Genomic DNA, 21688 nt, shown 5'->3' on the forward strand with positions numbered 1-21688 from the left:
CCTTAATCTTAAGTCACCGTTGTATGCAGGATAACGAACGACGATAGAATCAATAAAACGAGTCGACGACCGGTCGCTGCGTTCCCAGCAGGTACCTCAATCCTCTTTGTGCTGAACATCTGTCACGGTTTCATTGGCCGCAGCTAATGGAGTGCTGAAACGTTGATGTCATGGAGGATTTAGGGGTGCACAGAATTACCTTTGGCGAATACTGCGTTAGAAGTACGCGATGAATACATATAGCCTGGACTACATCGACGATCTGTACGCTCAGTTTGTAAAGGATCCGACCACTGTTTCGGAGACTTGGCGTCAGTATTTTGAGCAATTCTTGATCGCCAATGGCGAAGATGTTGAACCTGGTGCTGGGGCCGGTGCGGAGGTCGCAGCAACCAATGGGCAAATGCCAGATGGTTTGGCCGGACCGGTCTCGGGAAGTCAGTATTACGCCAACGTTCAGGATCGAGTCGATCAGTTGGTGCGTGAATACCGTGTCCGCGGGCATCTGATTGCTCAGTTGGACCCGTTGGGGATCTCTCGTCCTGCCTGTCCTGAATTGAATCCGGAGGTCTATGGGCTGACTGAAGGGGATTTGGTTCGTCCCTTCGATGGATCGAGCGTTCATAAATCGAACGCGTGCCGAAGTATCGGCGAGGTGCTGGAGCGTTTGCGGAGCACCTACTGCCGCAGTATCGGTGCTCAGTTCATGCATATCGACAATCGCAATATTCGCGATTGGCTGCAGCGTCGCATGGAGATGACTCAGAACCGTCTGGAGCTCTCTCATGATGTTCAACGCCGGATTTATGCGCGACTGGCCGATGCGTCGATCTTTGAGGAATTCGTACGCCGCAAATTCGTCGGAGCAAAGACCTTCTCCCTTGAAGGTGCTGAAAGTCTGATCCCGATGCTTGACTTGGCTTTGGAGAAAGCAAGCCAGCATAAGGTTCGTGAAGTTGTGCTAGCGATGGCCCACCGAGGGCGATTGAATGTGCTTGCCAATATCATGAAAAAACGGGCGATGAATATTTTCTGGTCCTTCGAGGATCCTCGCCCTGAATTGAATCGCGGTCGCGGCGACGTTCGTTATCACCTGGGGTACAGTAGCGATTGGAAAACCGCATCGGGCGATACGGTTCATATCTCGCTGTGCTTCAATCCAAGCCACCTGGAATTCGTCAATACGGTCGCGTTAGGACGCTGTCGCAGTAAGCAGGATCGACGTTCCGACGACCCGCGGAAAGAGGTGATGACCGTCTTGATCCATGGGGACGCCGCATTCGCTGGCGAGGGGATCGTGCAGGAAACGCTCAATCTTAGTCAGTTGAATGGCTATAAGACGGGTGGCACATTGCATGTCGTGATCAACAATCAGGTTGGGTTCACCACCGAACCGGATCAGGGCCGCAGTACGACTTACGCAACCGATATCGCCAAGATGCTGCAGGTTCCGATTTTTCACGTCAATGGTGAAGATCCTGAAGCGGTCGCTCAGGTGGTTTCGCTGGCGATGGATTTCCGCAAAGAATTCCGTCGTGACGTGGTTGTCGACCTCTACTGTTATCGTCGTTGGGGGCACAACGAAGGGGACGAACCTCGCTTCACACAGCCTCGTCTGTACAGTGAAATCGATCGCCGCAAAAGTGTTCGGGATAACTACCTCAGTCGGCTGTTGAAACTGGGGCAGATGTCGGTCGCAGAGGCTCAGCAGATTCAAACCGATCGCACGGAAAAACTGGAAAGCGAATTCGAAGCGAGTAACGTTTCGGAATTTGTGCCAGACGTACAGACTTTGGGTGGAACCTGGACAGACTACTATGGCGGTCCAGAACCGGATGGTGGCTGGGCGGAAACCGGCGTGGATCAAACCGCTTTGAGTGGATTGATCGATAGTTTGACTCGCTTGCCAGAAGGTTTTTCGGCTCATAAAAAGCTGAAACGCCCGATGAAGCATCGACGCGAAATGGCAGAGGGCAAACGTCCTCTCGACTGGGCCGCAGCCGAAGCGGCTGCCTTTGCAACCCTGTTGGCGGAAGGTCATCGCTTGCGTTTGAGCGGGCAGGATTGCCAACGCGGTACTTTCAGTCATCGCCATGCGGTCCTGCACGATGGTAAGACCGGGGAAACCTATACGCCGCTTGCCAACCTTCCGGGAGTCTCGACGCCCGTGGAATTGATTAACAGCCCGCTTAGCGAAGCCGGGGTGTTAGGGTTTGAGTATGGCTACTCGCTTGATTGCCCTGAAGGTTTGGTTATCTGGGAAGCCCAGTTCGGGGATTTCTGGAACGTTGCACAGGTCATTATCGACCAGTTTGTCGCTAGTGCCGAGGATAAGTGGAAGCGTCTGAGTGGGCTGGTTATGTTCCTGCCACACGGTTTCGAGGGTCAGGGGCCCGAGCACTGTAGTGCTCGCGTGGAACGCTTCCTCGCAATGGCGGCGGAGCACAATATTCAAGTCTGTCAGCCCTCCACTCCGGTCCAGTTCTTCCACCTTCTGCGTCGCCAGGTGAAGCGTCAGTGGCGAAAGCCGTTGGTCGTTCTGACTCCGAAAAGTTTGCTCCGGCATCCGAAGGTGAACAGCCCGCTGGAATCCTTCACAACTGGTGGGTTCCATAAGATCCTTCCGGAAACCGAGATCGCTCCGCAGGAAACCGAACGCGTCTTGCTGTGTACCGGTAAGGTCTATTACGACCTGCTGGAACGCCGTCAGCAGTTGGAAGCGAAAAACGTTTCAATCGTTCGAGTTGAACAGTTGTATCCGCTGACCGACGAAGAGTTGATGGCGTCGCTTTCGGAGTATTCAACCGGATGTGACTTGCTTTGGGTGCAAGAAGAGCCGCTCAATATGGGAGCATGGCCGTACTTGAAGTTCAACTATGGCGATGCCATCGGAGAACGCTTTAAGTTGCGTTGCCTGACTCGAGCCGAATCAGCCAGCCCAAGTACCGGAAGCCACAGTGCTCACAAGCTAGAACAAGAAGATCTGCTGCAGGCCGCATTCGAAGGCCTGTAGGAGTGGCCAGTGGGCATCGGCATCGGCCCTTTTTCTTAGCGGAACGGCGCAAGCCGTCCGGCCACTGCACTGGAATCGCGTCTCAAGAAAAACTTGTCTAGCATGCAGGAGTCAGCCCTCCCCTACCCTTGTCGCCTCGCCGCTAGGAATTCTTAGCGGAACGGCGCAAGCCGTCCGGCCACTGCACTAGAAACGCGTCTGGAGAAAAACTTGTCTAGCAGGTAGAAGTCAGCCCCTACCCTACCCTTGTCGCCTCGCCGCTAGGAATTCTTAGCGGAACGGCGCAAGCCGTCCGGCCACTGCACTGGAAGCGCGTCTCAAGAAAAACTTGTCTAGCAGGTAGAAGTCAGCCCCTACCCTTGTCGCCTCGCCGTTAGGAATTCTTAGCGGAACGGCGCAAGCCGTCCGGCCACTGCACTGGAATCGCGTCTCAAGAAAAACTTGTCTAGCAGGTAGAAGTCAGCCCCTACCCTACCCTTGTCGTCTCGCCGCTAGGAATTCTTAGCGGAACGGCGCAAGCCGTCCGGCCACTGCACGAGAAACGCGTCTGAAGATATTCAGGAAGAACTGATTCGCCTCTCTTCCTATCGCTCCCACACGCTTGCCATCGCTGTTGCAGCCATGGGGTGCTCTCTTAGGTGTCGATGAACTCGAGCGGCACATCGGCGTTTCGGTCGGCGACTCGGATCGCTAGGTCTCCGCTCAGTAGGTCTCGGAAGGATTTTCCGACAACCTCGCTTCGCCAGCCCCGCAGCAGGTAGGGCAGCGAGGCTTCGGAGTCTTTGCCGTCGCCGTCCAGTTCGTAGGCCAGCAGTTCACGGACGTTGTCCATGTTGCCGACGATCGAGGGTGCCATTTGGTGCTTGCGGCAGACGCAGGCAATCGACATGGAGAGAAACTGCGAGAGCATGTTGGCGTATTTTTTTCGATTGCTCCGCGGCCGTTTGGGAAGATCCTCTTCACGCATTTCTAGAGCGATCCGAATCGCTTCGGAAAGGGCCTCGAAGTGAGGGACCAAGTTGCGGCGTTCCATCCCTCGCAATGAGCGAATGCGTTCAATGTTGTCGGTCTGACGTTTGGCAAGCTCAATGACTAGGTCGTCGCGAAGGACTCGCCGTGGCGGTTGGTCAGACTCTTCGGCTCGGTCTTCACGCCACAGCCAGACCTGTCGCACGATTTCCATCTGTCGCGGTGTCAGGCCCGACATGCCGCTGACTCGTCGCCAGTTCTCGCGTTGTTCGCCATCGATGACGGTTTGCTGCAGTGCATCCAGTTCTTCGCCCAGCCACTCACTGCGCTGGAGGTTATCGACTTTTTTCGAAAGTTTTTGCTGCATCGAACGTAGTTCGGTTACGTCTTGCAGGGCGTATAAGATTTGGTGGTCGCTTAGGGGGCGATGGCGCCAGTTCGTGCGTGATTCGCCTTTGGGAAGCGTTTTTCCCTCTAGTTTGGATACCAACGTTCCTAGTGAAGCGGGGTATTCCATGCCGACGAAACCGGCAGCCAATTGGACGTCAAACAGGCCTGCGATCGGTTTGCCGGTGAAGCGGTAGCAGAAGCGAATTTCTTCGCGGGCCGCGTGGGCGATCACCGTTCGGCCGGGGGTGCTGATCAAGTCCCAGAAGGGTTGAGTTTCTGGCATCGTCAGGGGGTCGACGACCGCCAAGCGGTCGCCCGCTGCAATTTGCAGCAAACATAATTGAGGACGATAGCGGTCTTCTGAAACAAATTCCGTGTCAAACCCGACCCATGATTCCTGGGCGATTTGTTCGCAGAACCGTTCCAGTTCTTCACCGGTCTGAATGGATTCGTGTCGCACGGTGGCCTGATCGGGAGTGGGGAAAGGGATAGCGGAATCGCAGCCCTGACTGTAGCTTGCCAAGTAGAATTCGACCATTGGACCACCAGAGCCTTTGTATTGTAGCGGGTTCTTCCCGTCCTTTCCGCCCTGTTGATTTAGGGAATGTTGCCTTTCGCTCTGCGGAAAAACGCTCCGACAAAATACTTTCGCGGAGTGAGAGGGGGCTTTCGTCTTGCCGTTTCGCCTTTGAATGTAATTGATCTAGTGGATGCATCTTCTTTGTCGCTTGGTAGGGCTCGTGCCAGTTCGGATTTTCTTGGTCTGTTAGTCAGCGTGACAACTTTGGAAGAGGCTGCTTTGGCGGCCGGCCAAGGAGTCGCTGTGGTCGATATCAAGGATCCAGGTAAGGGAGCACTGGGGGGAGCCGATCCCGTGCTCTGGGATCAGGTCGCCAGTCGATTGCCCGCAAAGGTGCGGCTCTCCGCAGCCCTCGGCGAGGCGATTGAATCCACGTCGGCCGAACGGTTGCCGTCAAGGTTTCAGTTCGCCAAGGCGGGGCCCGGCGGTTCGGGGAATTTAGCCGCGTTGGTTCGCCGCTGGAGCAAAATTCGTAAGTCGCTGCCCGCAGCAACCGAGTTTGTCGGGGTCGCTTATGCCGATTTCGTTTCCGCGAACGCGCCTTCGCCAGAAGAAGTTTTTCAGGCGGCGGTGTCCGAGGGGCTGCGATGGGTTTTAGTCGACACGTTTACCAAAGATGGACGATCCACTTGCGAACACCTGGGGCGGGACCGCTTGCAAGCACTCGATGATTTGGCTGCTGGAGCGGGGGTAAGTTATGTTCTGGCGGGTTCGCTAAAATTGAATAGTTTGCCGTCCCTTGTTGGTTTGCGGCACCGTTTGATCGGTCTGAGAGGGGCCGTCTGCGATCACGGACGGACCGGCCAGCTTTCGCAGGCGAAGATCCAGCAGTGGCAAACCGCTATCGAATCCATCCGAACGAAGGGCCACGATGCCAGCATCTAATTCCGAATTCCTGCTGGCGGCTTGGAATCTAGCGCCGCTGGGAGCCTTTTTAGCCGCGCTGTCGCTGATCGTTTTTTGCGTGTTCGCTTGGGCATTGAATTTGATTGCATTGCCAGGCAACTGGATTGCGGTTCTCGCCGTCGCCTTGTATGCCTGGTTGGGGCCCGTGGAAAGTCGTGCCGGTGTGGGGATGGCATGTGTGGTGATCGCGTTCGGGTTCGCGCTGCTGGGGGAGCTATTTGAATTCTTTGCCGCCGCCGCAGGGGTCCAGCGTGCAGGAGCCAGTCGGCGGGCTACCTTCTTTGCGATTGTTGGCTCTGTTGGCGGAGCCCTTTTGGGGGCCGTTGTCGCACTGCCCATTCCTGTGGTGGGACCGGTCGTGGGGGCCGTTTTGTTTGGCGGAGTCGGAGCCCTTGCCGGTGCGATGTTTGCCGAATGGACAAACGGTCGGCCTTGGAAAGAAAATTGGCGGATTGGGCAGGCGGCATTTTGGGGCAGGACCATCGGAACCGCTGGAAAGATGCTGGCCGGTTTAGGCGTGATCCTGACCGCCACGATTTCCGTCTGTCTGTAGCCTGTGGGAATGCCGGCCAATGCCATCTACGGGCAGATTTCTTCGCGCCCGCTGCCATCTGCTTTGCCATCAGCGGGCAGGTTTCTTAGCGGAACGGCGCGAGCCGTCCGGCAAATCCATTGTATTTTCTGTGCGATGTCCGGACGGCTCGCGACGTTCCGCTAAGAAAGTAGATGGCGTTGGGCTGCCAGCGGGGATGGCTGTCTGCAGGCACTTCGTTGCCGTCAGTCGTGGAGCCCAAATTCGGTCGCTTCGCCAATCGCTTCCGCGACCTCTTCGCGTGAGATCTGGCTTGCTACTGCAAATCCTTTTTTCGAAAGGGAGAAATCGCGGTGCAGGTGGTGCAGGATAAGCCCTTCCCGGCAGAGAGCTGCGAACCCGTCCAGGAAACGGACCGTTACTTCCGGCTTGTCTGAATTGCGAAACGCGATCGTTCGGTGTTCGTCCAGTTCGACGTAAATTGCTAGCAGACGGGCTGGAGCTTCAAATGCCGTTCGGACGCCTCGCACCTCGATCACTCCGCGATCTTTGGCTGCAAATAAAATGGCTCGCGATTCTGGCGATAGTGAATCCCGGGTGGCCGCATCGTCCTGTTTTTCTGCGGGGGTGTCCAGAAAACTGCGAGCGCACAACGCCGCCAATGCGGCCAGCGTCGGACCTCCTTCACCTAGTGCATCCCAGCTGGACTGTAGTTGGTTGTGAAATTCGCTAGCACCGGGCAATAGCATCGAAGTCTCCAAACTTTAATAATTCTCTAAAGATTGATCTTGACCAGAAAGGCAGAATCAGAACAATCGATTTTGGATCGCTTTGCGGACCGTGTCCAGCTGTGACGATTGGCTGAGGAGAACTTAAGTAAGTTCCCCACTTTGCCAATCCTCGCCAGGGCCGGTACGTTAATGGATGTGCGATCCCGGTCGCAAATTGCTTTCGTTTACCTAAAGGGTGACGGGAAGTAGATCGACCGGGGGACTTTCCCCGTTGGCCGGATGCCTCTTAGGAGATGTCGATGTCCTTACACGCGGACTTCGACCTGAAAGAGCGAGTGCGCGCCGCCGTTGACATTGTTGATGTCATCGGTCAGACGCTTGAGCTGCGCCCGCAGGGTCGCAATTTCGTTGGCCTGTGTCCTTTCCATGCGGACAAGCGACCTTCTTTCACCGTGAACCCCGCACGCCAATCGTGGAAGTGCTGGCCGTGCGATCGTGGTGGAGACGTCTTTTCGTTTGTTCAGCAACGTGATGGAGTCTCTTTCCCGGAAGCCTTGCGGACTCTGGCAGAACGCGCTGGAATCGAAATGCCGACGCACGGTGGACCGCCGGTCGAACCGGGTGGCCCGCGTGACAAAGCGACTCTACTGGCAGCGATGAAGTTTGCGGTTACCGCGTTTTCTGAATGCTTGCAGAACCCTGATTCAAAAGAAGCTGCCGCGGCTCGTGCCTATATGGCCAAACGCGGTATCAACGAGGAAAGCCGTCAGCAGTTTCAGATCGGTTATGCCCCAGATGATTTTAAGTGGCTGGTCAGTAAGGGCGTGGAGGCAGGTTTCTCGCACGAGGTCCTGGAGGCCGCTGGGTTAGCGCTTCGTAAAGATACAAACCGCCCTCCTTACTCTCGTTTTCGAGGTCGCTTGATTTTTCCGATCTTTGATCTGCAAGATCGAGCTATCTCCGCAGGTGGGCGTGTTCTGCCGAGTGATGATCCGCAGAAGTCCGGCGGGGCCAAGTACATCAATGGTCCGGAGACATTGCTGTTCTCCAAATCGCATCAGCTGTATGGATTGAATCTGGCGCGACCCGCTGTGATGCAGTCTCGCGAAATTTTGGTGATGGAAGGTTACACCGATGTGATCGCCGCTCGCCAAGCCGGAATCGAACCGGTGGTTGCTGTGCTGGGAACGGCTCTTGGTGAAGGGCACCTGCGTATCATCAAACGTTTTGCCGATCGTGTTGTTTTGGTGTTGGATGGAGATGACGCCGGGCGTCGCCGGGCGGACGAAGTTCTTGAACTGTTCATTCATGCTGATTTGGACCTGCGTGTTCTAACGCTTCCTGATAACTCCGATCCTGCCGACTTTATTCAGGCAGAAGGTCGTGAGGTATTTGAGAAAAAAGTTGCCGACGCTCCCGACGCAATCGAGCATAAACTTGCCACGCTGTTGAACGGAGTGGATGTCACCACCGACACTCATCGTGCAACGGCTGCGATGGAAACCATGTTGTCGATTTTGGCGAAAGCCCCCAGTCGGCAAGGAGATTTGCGAGGCGAACAAATCTTGCTGCGTCTGTCGCGGGTCTTTAGTACTTCCAAGGAATTGCTTGCTGCACGACTGAAGCAGTTGCGATTGGAGCAATCGAAACGCAAGCGTTATCGCAGTTCGCAGCCGTCGGCGGAAACTCCCGGAAGAGCATCGCAAGGAAAGCCTGTTTCGCAGTCGCGCAGCGTTGCACCGGCGCCGCGTTCGATGCCCAAAGACTTTGATCCTAATAACGCATTTTTAGAACTTGGCTCGGATGAATTTGGTGAAGGCAGTTATGGCGAAGAGCCGGTCGGGTTTGGCACTGCGATGCCCGTTGCCCCGTCGTATTCCTCTGGTCACTCATCGAATTATTCGTCGCAACCAAGTGTCTCACCCGAGAAACCAAAGTGGGAGCCCATTGTTGGGATCGATCGGGAGTTGTTCGAAATTTTGATCGAAGAGCCGCAGTGGGCGCCGCTTGCGATCGAAGCGATTGCACCGGATGACCTGCAAACCGAATCGGCTCGAGAAATTCTGGCCGCTTATCAAGAACTGGACTTGGCGGGCCGCGACCTAGACGTACAATCTTTGCTGTTGATGTTAGAAGTCGAGCCGCTTCGGAAAATGATCGTCACGATGGACGAGAATGTTAAGAAACGAGTGGGCGAGCTGACTCGGACTCCTGAGCAACGTTATCATGACGTGCAGGATCGCTATCAACAAAAACAATGGAATGTTAAACGCCAACAACACATTCAATCGCTTCGGTCGAATGAGATGTCTGCGGATGCAGAAACGAAGTTGTTGCAAGATCTTTTTGAAGGTGAGAAAGCACGCAAAGGATTGCTGTATCGTCCTGTCGTAGAGCCCGTAAAATCTGCGGCCGCGTCGACTCAGCCCCCTTCGCAGCAAACCGCTTCGGGTTCAACGGAATCTGAAGCTCCAGAGTGAAGTGAGTGAGTAGCGAATTCGTTCGCGAGAAGTCAAGACAAGGATTTAGTCGTCAGAGGCGCCGTGCCCGCAAGCGGGTGCCTGTTTTTCCCGTGCAAGGACGCACGACATCGATCTTCCCAGATCCGCATTATGCGGTGTTTCGATGTCTGCGGCAAAAAGGAGGTTTGTCGTGAATTTGCAATTAATGGATTCGGATCTAAAAACGTTGGTAGTGCTCGGTAAAGAGCAAGGCTGGCTGACCTATGATCAAGTCAATGCCTACCTTCCTGACGAAGACACCAATCCCGAAAAACTAGATAACCTATTATTGGCTATCGAATCAACGGGAATCGAACTGGTCGAGAAAGCTCCGGATGCCGAGGGAGTCGTTCCCAAGCAGGCTGCTGAACTGTCGGACATGATCTCCAGCGAATTGCCAAAAGCAAGTGACGATCCGATTCGGATGTACTTGAGCCAGATGGCTGAAATTCCTTTGCTGACCCGCGAAGAAGAAATTTCACTTGCTAAGAAAATTGAAATCACCCGCCGCCGCTTTCGTCGCGCCATCCTTGAAACCGACTATGCCCTCCGTGCGACCCTAGACTGCCTGCACAAAGTCCACGCAGGTCAGTTGCCTTTTGACCGGACCATCAAGGTCTCGTTGACCGAGCAGTTGACGAAGGAACAGATCAGTGCACGGATGCCACACAACCTGCAAACTTTGGATGTGTTGGTTCGTCAAAACAAACAAGACTTTGCCGTATTGGTTCGCCGAAGTGCTTGCAGCGAACAGCGGACTGCCGCGCGTAGCCGCTTCATCGCCTCTCGGCGAAAATGTTTGCAGTTGGTGGAAGAGCTTAGTCTTCGCAGTCGGCGGGTCGTTCCGTTGATGCAGCAGTTGGAAGAAATTTCCGGACGCATGACTTTCATTCGTCAACGTCTGCAAGAACTCGGTTTCGATAGTGTCAGTGAAGACGAGCGAGCCGATCTGACTCAAGAGCTTCGCGAGCTGATCGTGCTGACTCAGGAAAGTCCGACCAGTCTGGCCAATCGTTGCGCCCGATTCCGAAAGCATTTTAATGATCACGAAGCCGTTAAGCGTCAGCTCAGTAGCGGCAACCTGCGGTTGGTCGTTTCGATTGCAAAGAAATACCGCAACCGCGGCCTTTCGTTCTTGGATTTGATCCAAGAGGGAAACACTGGCTTGATGCGAGCGGTTGACAAATACGAATATCGTCGCGGGTTTAAGTTCAGCACCTACGCGACTTGGTGGATTCGCCAGGCCATCACTCGGGCGATTGCCGATCAAGCTCGTACCATTCGAATTCCTGTTCACATGATCGATGTCCTGAGCAAGCTTCGCCAGGCTCAGAAACGTCTGACTCAAGAATTACGTCGCGAGCCAACCTACGAAGAAATTTCTGAATCGACGGAAGTGGCTGTGGAAGAGGTTCGTCGCGTGATGGATATCGGCCGGCATCCTGTCAGCCTGGATCGTCCTGTCGGAGAAGGTGAAGACAGCAGTTTTGGCGAGTTCATCGAAGATGGTGATCACGACAATCCTGTGCGGACCGCCGGTAATGGCATCCTGCGTCAGAAAATCGATGACCTTCTTAAGACCCTTACGTTCCGTGAGCGTGAAATCATTCGTCTGCGATACGGTCTGGTCGACGGATACAGCTATACCTTGGAAGAGGTCGGGCGCATCTTTAAAGTGACCCGTGAGCGTGTTCGCCAGATTGAAGCCAAGGCCGTCAAAAAACTGCAAAGCCCAAATCGAAGCGATCGATTGTCCGGTTTCTTGAAGGCCGCATAGCTTTGGTGACTAGCAACATGTTTCCCTGTTCTGGCTCGGTCGACCTCGCATGTTTTCGGACATGCGAGAGGCGGGTCAGTGTTCAGTAGCATGGGGTTGCTGTTCAAGAATTCTAAGCAATGCCTGCATCGCTCGCTCTTGGATTCCAGGGGCAGAGCTCTCACGGGGGCCAGCGACGTTGAGCCTTTCGGGCTGATGTTGAAGTAACCAGTCGCGGGCGGTTTGAATCGACCATGGTTGATCGATTTGTATGCACAGTACCGGTCGGTCCCAGCGTCTTGCGAGCCGCTGGGTTAAACGCGTTCCGCCTTTTAGTTGAATTTCGTAGAGGATCAGCGTCGCGTCGCTGTCGACAACGTTTTGTTCGGTCCGCACCGTGTAGTCGTCGCTGTCGTTTTCTTGCAGTTCGAATCGTGAAGGAACGACGCCGTCTTCAGCTAGTCGGCCTCTTGGGCACCATCCGCCGTGCGATAGGCCGAGTGCGATCGCCGCTTCTAGGCCCGCTCGATCGACACCCGTTTGCCCGCCCGAGACGATATGGGTGGGGCAAAATGATTCGGAGCTTCGTTCCGGTGTAAATTGTGGGCCGACCATGATCCTAAAAGGATAACAATCGTACGGCCCCGAAACAACAATTTCAGAACGCTCCAGCTTGTGTTTGCCTCTGCGACTTCTTTTATGAGGGGCAGTGGTTTTCTGTGCCTGCAGGTCCGGTCGTCACAAGCTGCGGCTGATTTTATGAGGGCTCTGGCTAAGGCTTTGTCGTGTGCGACTCGCTGCGCCGTTGTTCTAGTCGCAGATGTTGCTGGTCTTGCAGCGGACGTTACCGGTTTGGTTCCAGCGGCAAGTGGCTGCTTTCGAGTGCAGGTTGGAACCAGCCGGTAGAAGATTTCTGCTGGGTGGCTAGCACCCTGGCGGCGATGACGACGAAAAAGCTCGTCCCGATCAAACTACCCAGCGCTGTTCGCAGGTCGAACCATTCCGCAAGGCAGCCAATTAAGGGTGGGCCTAGCAGAAAGCCGAAATAGCCAATTGTGCTGACAGTGGCTAGCCCGACGCCTGGAGGGATTCCCGGTAGTTTTCCCGAGGCGCTAAAGACCGCCGGGATGACTGTTGAAAAACCCAGTCCAATTAGGGCGAAGCCGCATAGGGCGATCGGGATGGTCGTCGCCGATACCACAAGCGTGACTCCTGCTGCTGCCAGGACTCCACTGCAGCGAACATGATTGACGGGCCCAAATTTTGTCAGCAGTGCGTCGCCTGTAAAGCGACCGGCCGCCATGGCGATTGCGAAAATCGTATAGCCCAGTGCAGCGGCACTATTGGAGGTCCCGATCACGTCGTGCAGGTAGACGGCACTCCAGTCCGCCATTGCTCCTTCTCCCAGCATGATGCTGAAAGCAATCGCTCCTAGTAGTAGGCTGCTGGGGCTGGGGACCCAATGTTTTCGCTTAGGGCACTCCGGTGCATGTTCGTGATGGTGCAGCTCGGTCGAAATGTCTGACAATAGGTGTAGGTATAGAGGGACCGCTGCCAGCAGCAGGGCTATGCTCACGAAAGAAAAGTGTATCGAAAGGCTTAGTTGTTCCGCTGTCGCGAAGACACCCAGGCTTGCTCCGCAAAGTCCGCCCACGCTCCAGAGAGCATGGAACGAAGAGGTAATTGGTTTTTGCCGGATCGTTTCCAGTTCAGAAGCTTGCACATTCATCGCGATGTCAAGCATCCCGTGCCCGGCTCCAAATCCAAACATCAGGATTCCGAGGGTCACGATGTTCGGGGCAAACGCCAATCCAAGTAAGCTCAGCACATACACGGCAAAGCTAATACGTGAGATGGGTGCGCTGCCGTATTTGGATGTCAAAAAGCCAGCTAGGGGCATTGATAGAAGGGCTCCCATAGCGATTGCTACCAGTGCTAATCCTAGCTGGCCATGCGAGAATGCGTGCTCGGCCTGGACCGTTGGGATTCGCGTCGCCCATGTGGCGAACACGAACCCATTGGCAAAGAACAAGTAACGAATGCTCCACGGAGTGCGCAAGCCGATGACTCGGCTCGTTCCGTGGGAGTCGTTCGGGGAACGATCGTTTCCCTCAATGCTCATCGCTTCACGCATGTCAAAAGTTCCTTAGGAGGCCAAGCTGGCCCGGCCTGAATAAATCTGATCGGGGCCCGTGTCACCTGAGGGGACGGTTTCGGAGATCGTCAGGCGATCCATCTGAGTTCGATCCCAGCCTTGGACTTCTAATCCACAGGACGAGAAGAGGCTGCGGATGGCGGTTGGGTCGGTCCACCCGACAACATCTTCTAGCAGCGGAATTAAGATGCTTAGAGCGTTGTCGCTTAGGACCGTTCGTTTCGCGATCGGAGCAATATGTGGATTTTCCGATACAGCGATCGTGTATCCGCCGCAATGGTTGGTATGCAGCATGACGTGAATGTCAGAGCTGCCGTCGCCGACATAGACCGTTCGTTTAGGGCCCAGGCCAATGCTTTGCTGCAGTTCGGTCAGGACGGCCACTTTGCCGTAGCCCGCAGTTAGCTGCGAAACCGATTCGATCTCGCCCGTTGCATCGTTGTAGTTGAAGCGGGTGCCGCGGATGCGTTCGGGAGGAACGATACCGTCCAAAGCAGATTGGATAACCTCTTCAGGAGCCGCTGAAATCACATAAAACAAAAACTGATGGCCGGCAATTTTCGACTCGAGGGCCTCAAGTAGCGTCGCCAGATTCTTTTTTAAGCGGATTCGCTTGCCGACTTCGACCAAGTGTTCGCGGCGTACGCAGCGATACTCCGGATCGTGCAGCAATAGGTAGGTAAGTTCGCCACCTTGCTGGACGAGGTGGGAAGCGGCTAATCCGTTCACCTTTTCGGCGAACGAAGACTGCCCAAGCATTTCGCTAAGTGCGACGCCTGAATCGTTGAAACTGAGCGTGTGGTCAAAGTCCGATGCCAAAAGGTAAGGCTTCGAACGGGGCCCTGGACTGATCGGTGGGTGCAACACCATGTGGTCGCTCCTTGGAAAGCAGGTCGTCGCGATGCAAAGAGAATTTCTTTGCTCAGCCAAATGTAGGCACGTTTAGCGAACACCGTCTAGTCTTTCTAAATGAAATGATCCAAAATAGTTGTAAAGACATTATCAGCAATTGTAAGTGACAGGTTTTATGGCTCTCGAATCGAAGCACCAGTTAATCTCGCGAACGCTCCTTAAGGAGATCGCAGCGGGAGAATATCAACCATCCGGCCGATTGCCAAGTGAAACGCAGTTGGTCAAAAGGTTCCGCGTTTCTCGCCCCACCGTCGCGCGCGCAATGCGAGATTTACAGGACCAAGGGTTGGTGGAAAGACGCGCGGGATCGGGAACCTTTCTTCGCCGTGGCAATGTTGCCACCGTCGGCCAACGCGATCTGGGGCTGTTGGTGCCTGAATTGGGGACAGTCGATGTTTTGCAAGCAATATGCGGTGATTTGACCCGTCTGGCACGTCTTCACAACTTCAATCTGCTGTCGGGTGAACATGATTCCATCGAGGCCGTTGATTTCGGATTTCAGGCCGCCGAAGCCCTTTGTGCAGACTACATTAAGAAGGGAGTTCGGGGAGTGTTTTTTGCTCCTTTCGAGTCCTCTATGCACTCGAGCGATTGGAATCGCAAGCTCGCTGCACAATTGCGGGATGCGGGGATATCCGTCATTCTTCTCGATCGCGATTTAGGGAAATTTCCTGTTCGCAGTGAGTTCGACTTGGTCGGGATCGACAACTTTGCGGGGGGATTTGTAATGACAAATCACCTACTTCGTTTGGGGTGTAAGCAGCTCGTCTTCTTGGCTCCACGGACCGAAGTTCCGACCGTTCGAAGCCGGATTTCGGGAGCTTACGAAGCGGTGCGATCAGGCGGAATTTCCACCTCCGATGAGCTTGTTCAGCGGGTCGATCCTGAGGACGTTGGCGCGGTTCAGCAGATGGTGGCGGAGACGGGGTGTCGCGGGATTTTGTGCGCCAACGATCGATTGGCAGTGAATTTGATGCAAACGTTAAAATCGCTTGGAATCAGGGTGCCAGCCGATATTCGCATTGTGGGATTCGACGACGTGGAATTTGCCGCTTCCAATACGATCCCCCTGACGACCATTCACCAACCCTGTCGCGATCTTGCTGCAGTCGCTTTTCGGGCGATGGTCGACAGTATTGAAGAGCGGGATATCACTCCACGTTCGTATGTTTTGCCGATCAAGCTGATTGTGCGTGAATCGTGCGGAGTCTATCGCGAGCAGTGATGCGGGCTCTTGGGTAGTGGGCATTGCCTGCTGTGTTGGCTCTGCCTAGCGATCCGCGGTCATTCGCGAGGCGTTTCAGCGGAATGGCTCAGTGGCTATGAGACGACCAGGGCGGAGTTGTGTCGAGTCAGCAGTCGACTTCTGTGCGATCCGGCGGGGCATTGGCTTCGTACGGCTTGGCGATCGGCTACTTAGAAAGAGTCGCAGAAGCGATGGTGCTGGAGGCCAGTCATCAATTCGAAGAATCGTCTTCCGTGCGAGGCGCAAGGAAGCTCAGGTGATGGGAGGTATGAGCTGCATGAAATTGTTCGAATTCGTCTTTGGGCAGCCTGCCAAACCCAGGGTGTGGATAGAGACGCCCTGAGTGGGAATGGAATCGATCGACGCATTTAGCAAACGCTTCGATTTCAGTCAGATCATTCGCATCCGCCGGAGGAACAAAAATCCCCGCGGTTTTAAGGCCCGTCGGTGAATCTCCACGCAGCAATCGCGGCAAGAGGAACTTACGTAAAACCGGACGGAGGGGCAGTCCAACGGACATCCACAATGGATAGCCATCCATGTTCGCATCAATGGTGAGTCGCATATGGAGGCAGATTTGTCCAAGCGACCAATTCCCATTCCGAACGTAGCCCGATTCACTCAGCATTTTGCAATCGGCAACCGCATCATCAAGATTCCGGAAAAGTAAATCACGGCGATCCATACAAAAGTCATCAGTAAAAAGGCACACAAGCAAAAAGGTCATTCACCCAACGTTGTAAAGGAAAGGTCCAAGCCAATCCATCGGGGACAGTGCACGCAAAACATGCGGGGACAAACATGCGGGGACAGTGCACGCAGGATCTTCTCTTCTCCGTCGGGGACAGTGTACGCAAGGTTATTGCCCGGGCTCTAATGCGTGCTAGCGTTCGGTAGCAATGGCGGGGGACGAGATCTGCGCTGCGAACAGGCATGCGGGAACAGTGCATGCAGGATCTTCTCTTCTCAGTTGGGGACAGTGTACGCAAGGTTTTTGCCCGGACTCTAATGCGTGCTAGCGTTCGGTAGCAATGGCGGGGGATGAGATCTGCGCCGCGAACGGTGCTGTGGCGATGGAAAAGCAGATGGGTAGTGTGTGTGTCGACCCTAATAAGTATCCATCTGGTGGAGCTCGGGCGATGTCTTCGAGGACGGTTTTGGGGCTTGGTAAGCTACTGTGGGGCAAAGGTGCGAAGTTTGTTTTTGCGTCAAAAGAGGGCTCCATTCATCTCTTGCGTCGAGCTAGCAATAGTGTTTTTGGAAAAAACTTTTTTCGCTCAAGTGTAAGTTGCTGCTGGGCTTAGCGACGTAGTGCTGTTGGGAGGCGATGTTAAAAACGGTTTTTCTGGTGCAAGCTTGCGGAACTGCGTTATTATGCCGAAATCTAATTTTTGAACTCTCATGGGAGGGCAGTGCCATGTGTCGACTAGGCCGTTACGAAGTTTTTGCTGAAAAAGAGGTAGGCGTATATCATGTCTATAATCGCACAGTGAGAGGAGGTTTTTTGCATGGTGTCGATCCGGATTCCGGCGTTGATCACACCCCTCGCCGCGACCGGTTTCGCGATCGAATGAAGTTCCTTAGCAAGTTCCTGTATGTGGACGTGCTCTCTTTTGCAATCATGTCGAACCACTGGCATTGTGTGTTCCGTAATCGGCCGGATTTGGTGGAGAAGCTAACGGATCGGGAAGTAGCTGTTCGCTGGCTATCGGTCCTCTCTCGCAAGCGGGTTCCCAAAAAACACCGCGGTAAAATCCAAGAAAGCGAAATCGCTCAGATTGTGAACGATCCTAAACGCGTTGCCGAGCTTCGTTCCAGACTCTCCAGCATTTCGTGGTTCGTTCGTCTGATGTGCCAGACGATCGCTCGCGAATGCAATATCGAAGACGATTGCACCGGCAGGTTTTTTGAGGAGCGGTTTAAGTTGAAGCGATTGCTGGACGAAGCTGACGTGCTCGCGTGCATGAGCTATGTCGACCTGAATCCGATTCGAGCGGGGCTAACCGACTCGCTGGAAGGCTATCTGGAAGTCTCGATTGGTGAGCGATTGAGGACTTTGGACGATGGCCAGATTGACTCGTCCAGTTGGCTTGCGCCTCTGGAACTGGCGAGCGAAGTGGATGGGGAAAAAGTTCGTGTCGTTGGCACGAAGCAAGCAGAGCCGCTTTCGGCCAACAAAAAGCAGGAGGCGCGGCGAGGTTGCCTGCCAATGCGGCTTGAGGCTTACACAAGCCTTTTGTGGCATCTGGCGCTGGAAGCACGCCCGGAATTACAGGCGTTGGAAAGCCTGACGAAGCAAAAGCTTCAAACTCCAATCTGTCTGCGGGGCGAGGAAATCAGCATCGCCGAGTTTTCAGAACGAAACTTGGATTTAGATCGCCGCTGCAAGACAGGGTTAGGAAAGCATACCTGCCGAGTTATTCGTGAGCGGATTGCCGCCCAAGAAGCCGCTCGGCAGAAATCGGCGGGCGTGGGGCTAAGTCCGCGAACCATCGTTAGCTCGCAAATCTAATTCTCGCGAGCTATTTAATGGTTCCGAAAAAGCGGCAGCCATGTCGCTTGCGGTACCGCTGCGCATCCAGCCGCGCATGATCGGCTGTTGATGTCCATTTTCGACGCATCTTGCATCAAAATACGCCCTTCAAGGCGACGTTGGCTAGAGTTGAGTCTCCAGGGGGCCAGTTCGAAAGGCAATAATCGACTTTATCGCGAGATGCCAGCCGTTCTGCAGGCACTGTCCCCGCTCGTTTGGGCTGCAGGCACTGTCCCCGGGGCTTCGTCCCCGGGGCTTCTTTGCGGGCACTGTCCCCGCTTGGGGGGGGGGGGGGGGGGGGGCGGTCACTGTCCCTGGGTGGGGAGGTCTAAGGTGGCGAAGTAGTCGTCTAGGGTTTCGGCGCGACGGATCTGTTTGATGGTGCCGTCGGTGGTGCGGAGGTACTCGGCACTGCGGAGTTTGCCGTTGTACTGGAAGCCCATGCTGTGACCGTGAGCCCCTGCGTCATGAATCGCTATGATGTCGCCGGTTTCGACGGCCGGAAGTGGCCGGTCGATGGCGAATTTGTCGTTGTTCTCGCATAACGATCCGACTACGTCGCAGGGAGCGTCGTCCGGTTGAGTCGGTTTCCCCATGACGCTCAGGTGATGGTAGGCTCCGTACATCCCCGGTCGCATTAGGTTGGCCATGCACGCGTCGACGCCCACGTAATGCTTGTAGGTCTGTTTCTGGTGCAATACTCGCGTTACCAATACGCCGTACGGCCCTGTCATGACTCGCCCGTTTTCCATGCAGATTCGCATTGACCCTAGCCCTGCCGGGACAAGCATCTGTTGCTGAAGCTGACGAATGCCGTCGGAGATCGTTTGCAGGTCGATCGGCTCTTGCTCCGGTCGGTATGGAACTCCTAACCCACCGCCAAGATTGACAAATTCTAGGGTTAGGTCCAGTTCCTTTTTCAGGTCGACGGCAACCTCGAAAATCATCTTCGCGGTTTCGGCGAAATAAGAACTGTTCAGTTCGTTGGATAGCACCATGGTGTGCAGTCCAAATCGCTTGACGCCTCGACGACGTATGTCTTCAAAGCCAGCGAACAATTGGTCGCGAGTGAATCCGTATTTGGCTTCTTGCGGTTCGCCAATGATGAATGCTGTGTCACTTCCTAGTGGTTTGCCAGGGTTGTAGCGAAAGCAGAGTAATTCTGGCAATCCGCAGATCTGATCGAGGTAATCGATGTGACTGATGTCATCCAGATTGATGATCGCGCCCAGTTCGACTGCCTTTTCAAAATCCTTCGCTGGAGTGTCGTTGGATGTGAAAATGATCTCTTCGCCACGAATTCCAATTCGCTCGCATAAAACAAGTTCGGCAAGGCTGCTGCAGTCTGCCCCACAGCCTTCTTCGGCCAACGCTTTTAGGATCGCAGGATTCGGTGTCGCTTTGACTGCGAAGAACTCTTTGAAATCGCACCAATCGAAGGCTTTGATCAATCGTTGTGCGTTTTCTCGAATGCCCGTTTCATCGTAAAGGTAGAACGGAGTGGGGAATTCCGCTGCCGCGTCGACGATAACTTCTTCACTAAAAGGCAAGCTGGACATCTAGGGACTCACAGACTGAACGAAGCATGGTTGAAAAAAGAGAGGATCATCGCAGCGTTAGCTGTTGGCTATTATCAGCCAGTGGCAACTAACGCGGACGAGGATCAATGAATTCCTGAAAAGGAATTACCAGCGAAGGCCAAAGCGATCGCCACCGGAGTCACCGCCTGTGCCGCCTTTAAGTGGGCCGGTGTGCTGAGGTTTGATGATCGGTTCTCGGACCGGTTCGTCAATTTCCTCGGGAGCACTGTCCGATTTGGTTTCGACAGGGGCAGCGGTAGCGGCTTTCAGCGAAAGTCCTACGCGTTGGCTTTCCGTGTCGATGGACATGACTTTGACTTCGACGTTCTCGCCTTCTTGGACCACGTTGTTGACGCGTGAAACGCGATGGTGGGCAAGTTCGGAGATGTGAATCAATCCTTCGATCCCCGGCCCCAGTTTCACGAACGCACCGAAGTTTGCTACGCGAGTGACGGTTCCGTTGACGACCTGGCCGATGGGGTAGTCGGTGTCGACGGTGTCCCATGGGTTGGTGATCAAGTCGCGATAGGAAAGCCCGATCTTGCCGGTTTCCTTATCGAATTGATCGATGCGGACTTTGACTTTCTGACCTTCTTCAAGGACTTCGCTTGGATGTTGGACTCGATCCCAGCTTAGTTTGCTGATGTGGATCAAACCGTCGCATCCGCCTAGGTCGACGAAGGCACCAAAATCTTTGATGCTGCGAACGATGCCTTCGTGCATCTGGCCGACTTCCAGTTGCTCCATTTGCTCTTTGCGACGCTCGGCACGCTCGCGTTCCAGAACCGCACGGCGACTAAGCACCAAGCGATTGCGGCCTGGGTTGCATTCGGTGATCACGCAGACCAGTTTCTGGCCAACAAAGTCCGAGGTGTCTTCGATCCGGTGTTCGGTGATCTGGCTGATCGGCATGAATGCGGGAGCTCCGCCAACCGTTAGCTCTAAGCCCCCTGTGTTCGTGGCGGTAACGGTCGCTTCGACTGTCGCGCCCTCTTCAAGATCGGAGATATCCGAAACACTGATCGTCTGCCCTGGGATGACGCAAAGGTAAAGACCATCTTCGGAGCTGAAGCCACGCACGATCACTTCGATCGACTGACCGACGGTTGGTTCTTCTTCGAATTGTTCGAAGGGAATCATGCCTTCGTCCGGTCCACCCAGGCTGACAAAGACGCTGTCATCGTGAATTTTAAGTACGGCTGCATGCACCCGTTGACCTTCGGCCAAGCCACCTTTTCGGTCGGGCATCCCTGACATCAGGGCATCGAAATCAGCGCCAGCTAGTTCCGCGTCAAGTTCTTGCTGAATGTCGTCGGCAAGAGGACTGCGTTTGCTGGGAATGGTGATTCGAGCCCGGTTGGGCTGGGGAGCCTGCAGCGGATTGGGTTGGTCTGGTTTCTTGTTGCCGCCGGGACGCTTGCTGCCCGGACGAGGGCCAGATCCCGGTTTGCCGGTCGTAGGCCGACCACTGCCCGAGCCTGGGGGCTTGGCAAATTGTGGTTTGACGGCGGGAGCGTTTCCTGGTTTCTGAGCTCCCCCGGATGCCTTGCTGGTTGCAGGCGCCGAAGCGGGCGAAGTTGGTCTGGCAGCACCCGCTCCACGGGCGGCCAAAGGACCCGAGCGACGAGCGGCGGCCGACAAGGGGCCGAGCTCGGCTGCTGGTTTTTCAGCTGCCGGTTGTTCGCTGGCAGGTGGGGCCGCGGTCGTTTCCGTCGCCTCGCCCGCAGCCGATGAATCCTTTTCAGCCGCAGGTGCGGGAGGATCGGTCGCTGCAGGAGCGGGTTGGGAATCGGGAGTCTCAGGGGCTGGCTGGGATTCAGGGTTTTCGCCGACGGTCATACCGGGACACCGGGTTCAATTGAAAGGAGGAAAAGGGCGGATAAC

At 54.9% G+C, this 21688-nt stretch carries 15 protein-coding genes; 7 read left to right on the forward strand and 8 right to left on the reverse strand.

Features of this window, described 5'->3' with window-relative positions:
* The first annotated feature begins 229 nt into the window (after positions 1 to 229).
* Positions 230 to 3013: a 2-oxoglutarate dehydrogenase E1 component gene (locus FF011L_RS05120; protein ID WP_145350610.1), complete on the forward strand. Its 2784-nt coding sequence runs from the start codon at positions 230 to 232 to the stop codon at positions 3011 to 3013.
* 634 nt (positions 3014 to 3647) lie between these two features.
* On the opposite strand, the gene FF011L_RS05125 is transcribed toward FF011L_RS05120, so the two are convergent.
* Complete coding sequence (locus tag FF011L_RS05125) at positions 3648 to 4910, reverse strand: ribonuclease D (RefSeq protein WP_246109754.1); 1263 nt, start codon at positions 4908 to 4910, stop codon at positions 3648 to 3650.
* Between the two features lie 168 nt (positions 4911 to 5078).
* Here FF011L_RS05125 and FF011L_RS05130 point away from each other — a divergent pair, with 168 nt between their 5' ends.
* Both FF011L_RS05130 and FF011L_RS05135 read left to right on the forward strand, forming a co-directional pair.
* On the forward strand, positions 5079 to 5837 hold the full coding sequence (locus tag FF011L_RS05130) for a (5-formylfuran-3-yl)methyl phosphate synthase (protein WP_218933026.1): 759 nt from the start codon (positions 5079 to 5081) through the stop codon (positions 5835 to 5837).
* Complete coding sequence (locus FF011L_RS05135) at positions 5824 to 6411, forward strand: DUF456 domain-containing protein (RefSeq protein WP_145350612.1); 588 nt, start codon at positions 5824 to 5826, stop codon at positions 6409 to 6411. Before FF011L_RS05130 ends, FF011L_RS05135 begins: the two co-directional genes overlap by 14 nt.
* Positions 6412 to 6635: 224 nt before the next feature.
* Here FF011L_RS05135 and FF011L_RS05140 read toward each other — a convergent pair whose 3' ends face one another.
* The gene (locus tag FF011L_RS05140) at positions 6636 to 7139 is read right to left on the reverse strand and encodes a hypothetical protein (protein ID WP_145350613.1); all 504 of its coding nucleotides are present in this window, start codon (positions 7137 to 7139) and stop codon (positions 6636 to 6638) included.
* A 281-nt stretch (positions 7140 to 7420) separates the two neighbouring features.
* Here FF011L_RS05140 and dnaG point away from each other — a divergent pair, with 281 nt between their 5' ends.
* Positions 7421 to 9601, forward strand: coding sequence for a DNA primase (gene dnaG, locus FF011L_RS05145; protein WP_218933027.1), 2181 nt, complete (start codon positions 7421 to 7423; stop codon positions 9599 to 9601).
* Between the two features lie 178 nt (positions 9602 to 9779).
* The gene (locus tag FF011L_RS05150; protein WP_145355005.1) at positions 9780 to 11399 is read left to right on the forward strand and encodes a sigma-70 family RNA polymerase sigma factor; all 1620 of its coding nucleotides are present in this window, start codon (positions 9780 to 9782) and stop codon (positions 11397 to 11399) included.
* A 75-nt stretch (positions 11400 to 11474) separates the two neighbouring features.
* Here FF011L_RS05150 and FF011L_RS05155 read toward each other — a convergent pair whose 3' ends face one another.
* The 3 genes from FF011L_RS05155 to FF011L_RS05165 all read right to left on the reverse strand — a co-directional run bounded on the left by FF011L_RS05155 (position 11475) and on the right by FF011L_RS05165 (position 14403).
* On the reverse strand, positions 11475 to 11993 hold the full coding sequence (locus tag FF011L_RS05155) for a putative molybdenum carrier protein (protein WP_145350615.1): 519 nt from the start codon (positions 11991 to 11993) through the stop codon (positions 11475 to 11477).
* A 229-nt stretch (positions 11994 to 12222) separates the two neighbouring features.
* On the reverse strand, positions 12223 to 13512 hold the full coding sequence (locus tag FF011L_RS05160; protein WP_145350616.1) for an MFS transporter: 1290 nt from the start codon (positions 13510 to 13512) through the stop codon (positions 12223 to 12225).
* 12 nt (positions 13513 to 13524) lie between these two features.
* Complete coding sequence (locus FF011L_RS05165) at positions 13525 to 14403, reverse strand: haloacid dehalogenase-like hydrolase (protein WP_145350617.1); 879 nt, start codon at positions 14401 to 14403, stop codon at positions 13525 to 13527.
* A gap of 157 nt (positions 14404 to 14560) precedes the next feature.
* Here FF011L_RS05165 and FF011L_RS05170 point away from each other — a divergent pair, with 157 nt between their 5' ends.
* On the forward strand, positions 14561 to 15670 hold the full coding sequence (locus FF011L_RS05170) for a substrate-binding domain-containing protein (protein WP_145350618.1): 1110 nt from the start codon (positions 14561 to 14563) through the stop codon (positions 15668 to 15670).
* A gap of 232 nt (positions 15671 to 15902) precedes the next feature.
* Here the strand turns inward: FF011L_RS05170 and FF011L_RS05175 are convergent, their stop codons facing one another.
* Positions 15903 to 16376 carry a DUF1569 domain-containing protein gene (locus FF011L_RS05175; protein WP_145350619.1) on the reverse strand — a complete coding sequence of 158 codons (474 nt, stop codon included), beginning with the start codon at positions 16374 to 16376 and terminating at the stop codon, positions 15903 to 15905.
* Positions 16377 to 17108: 732 nt separating this feature from the next.
* Here FF011L_RS05175 and FF011L_RS05180 point away from each other — a divergent pair.
* The gene (locus FF011L_RS05180) at positions 17109 to 18203 is read left to right on the forward strand and encodes a hypothetical protein (protein ID WP_145350620.1); all 1095 of its coding nucleotides are present in this window, start codon (positions 17109 to 17111) and stop codon (positions 18201 to 18203) included.
* 326 nt (positions 18204 to 18529) lie between these two features.
* Here the strand turns inward: FF011L_RS05180 and FF011L_RS05185 are convergent, their stop codons facing one another.
* Positions 18530 to 19783, reverse strand: coding sequence for a diaminopimelate decarboxylase family protein (locus FF011L_RS05185; protein ID WP_145350621.1), 1254 nt, complete (start codon positions 19781 to 19783; stop codon positions 18530 to 18532).
* Positions 19784 to 19909: 126 nt separating this feature from the next.
* Positions 19910 to 21643 carry a 30S ribosomal protein S1 gene (locus FF011L_RS05190; RefSeq protein WP_145350622.1) on the reverse strand — a complete coding sequence of 578 codons (1734 nt, stop codon included), beginning with the start codon at positions 21641 to 21643 and terminating at the stop codon, positions 19910 to 19912.
* Positions 21644 to 21688: the final 45 nt, after the last annotated feature.

It is taken from the genome of Roseimaritima multifibrata, from assembly GCF_007741495.1.
GTDB classification, from domain to species: domain Bacteria; phylum Planctomycetota; class Planctomycetia; order Pirellulales; family Pirellulaceae; genus Roseimaritima; species Roseimaritima multifibrata.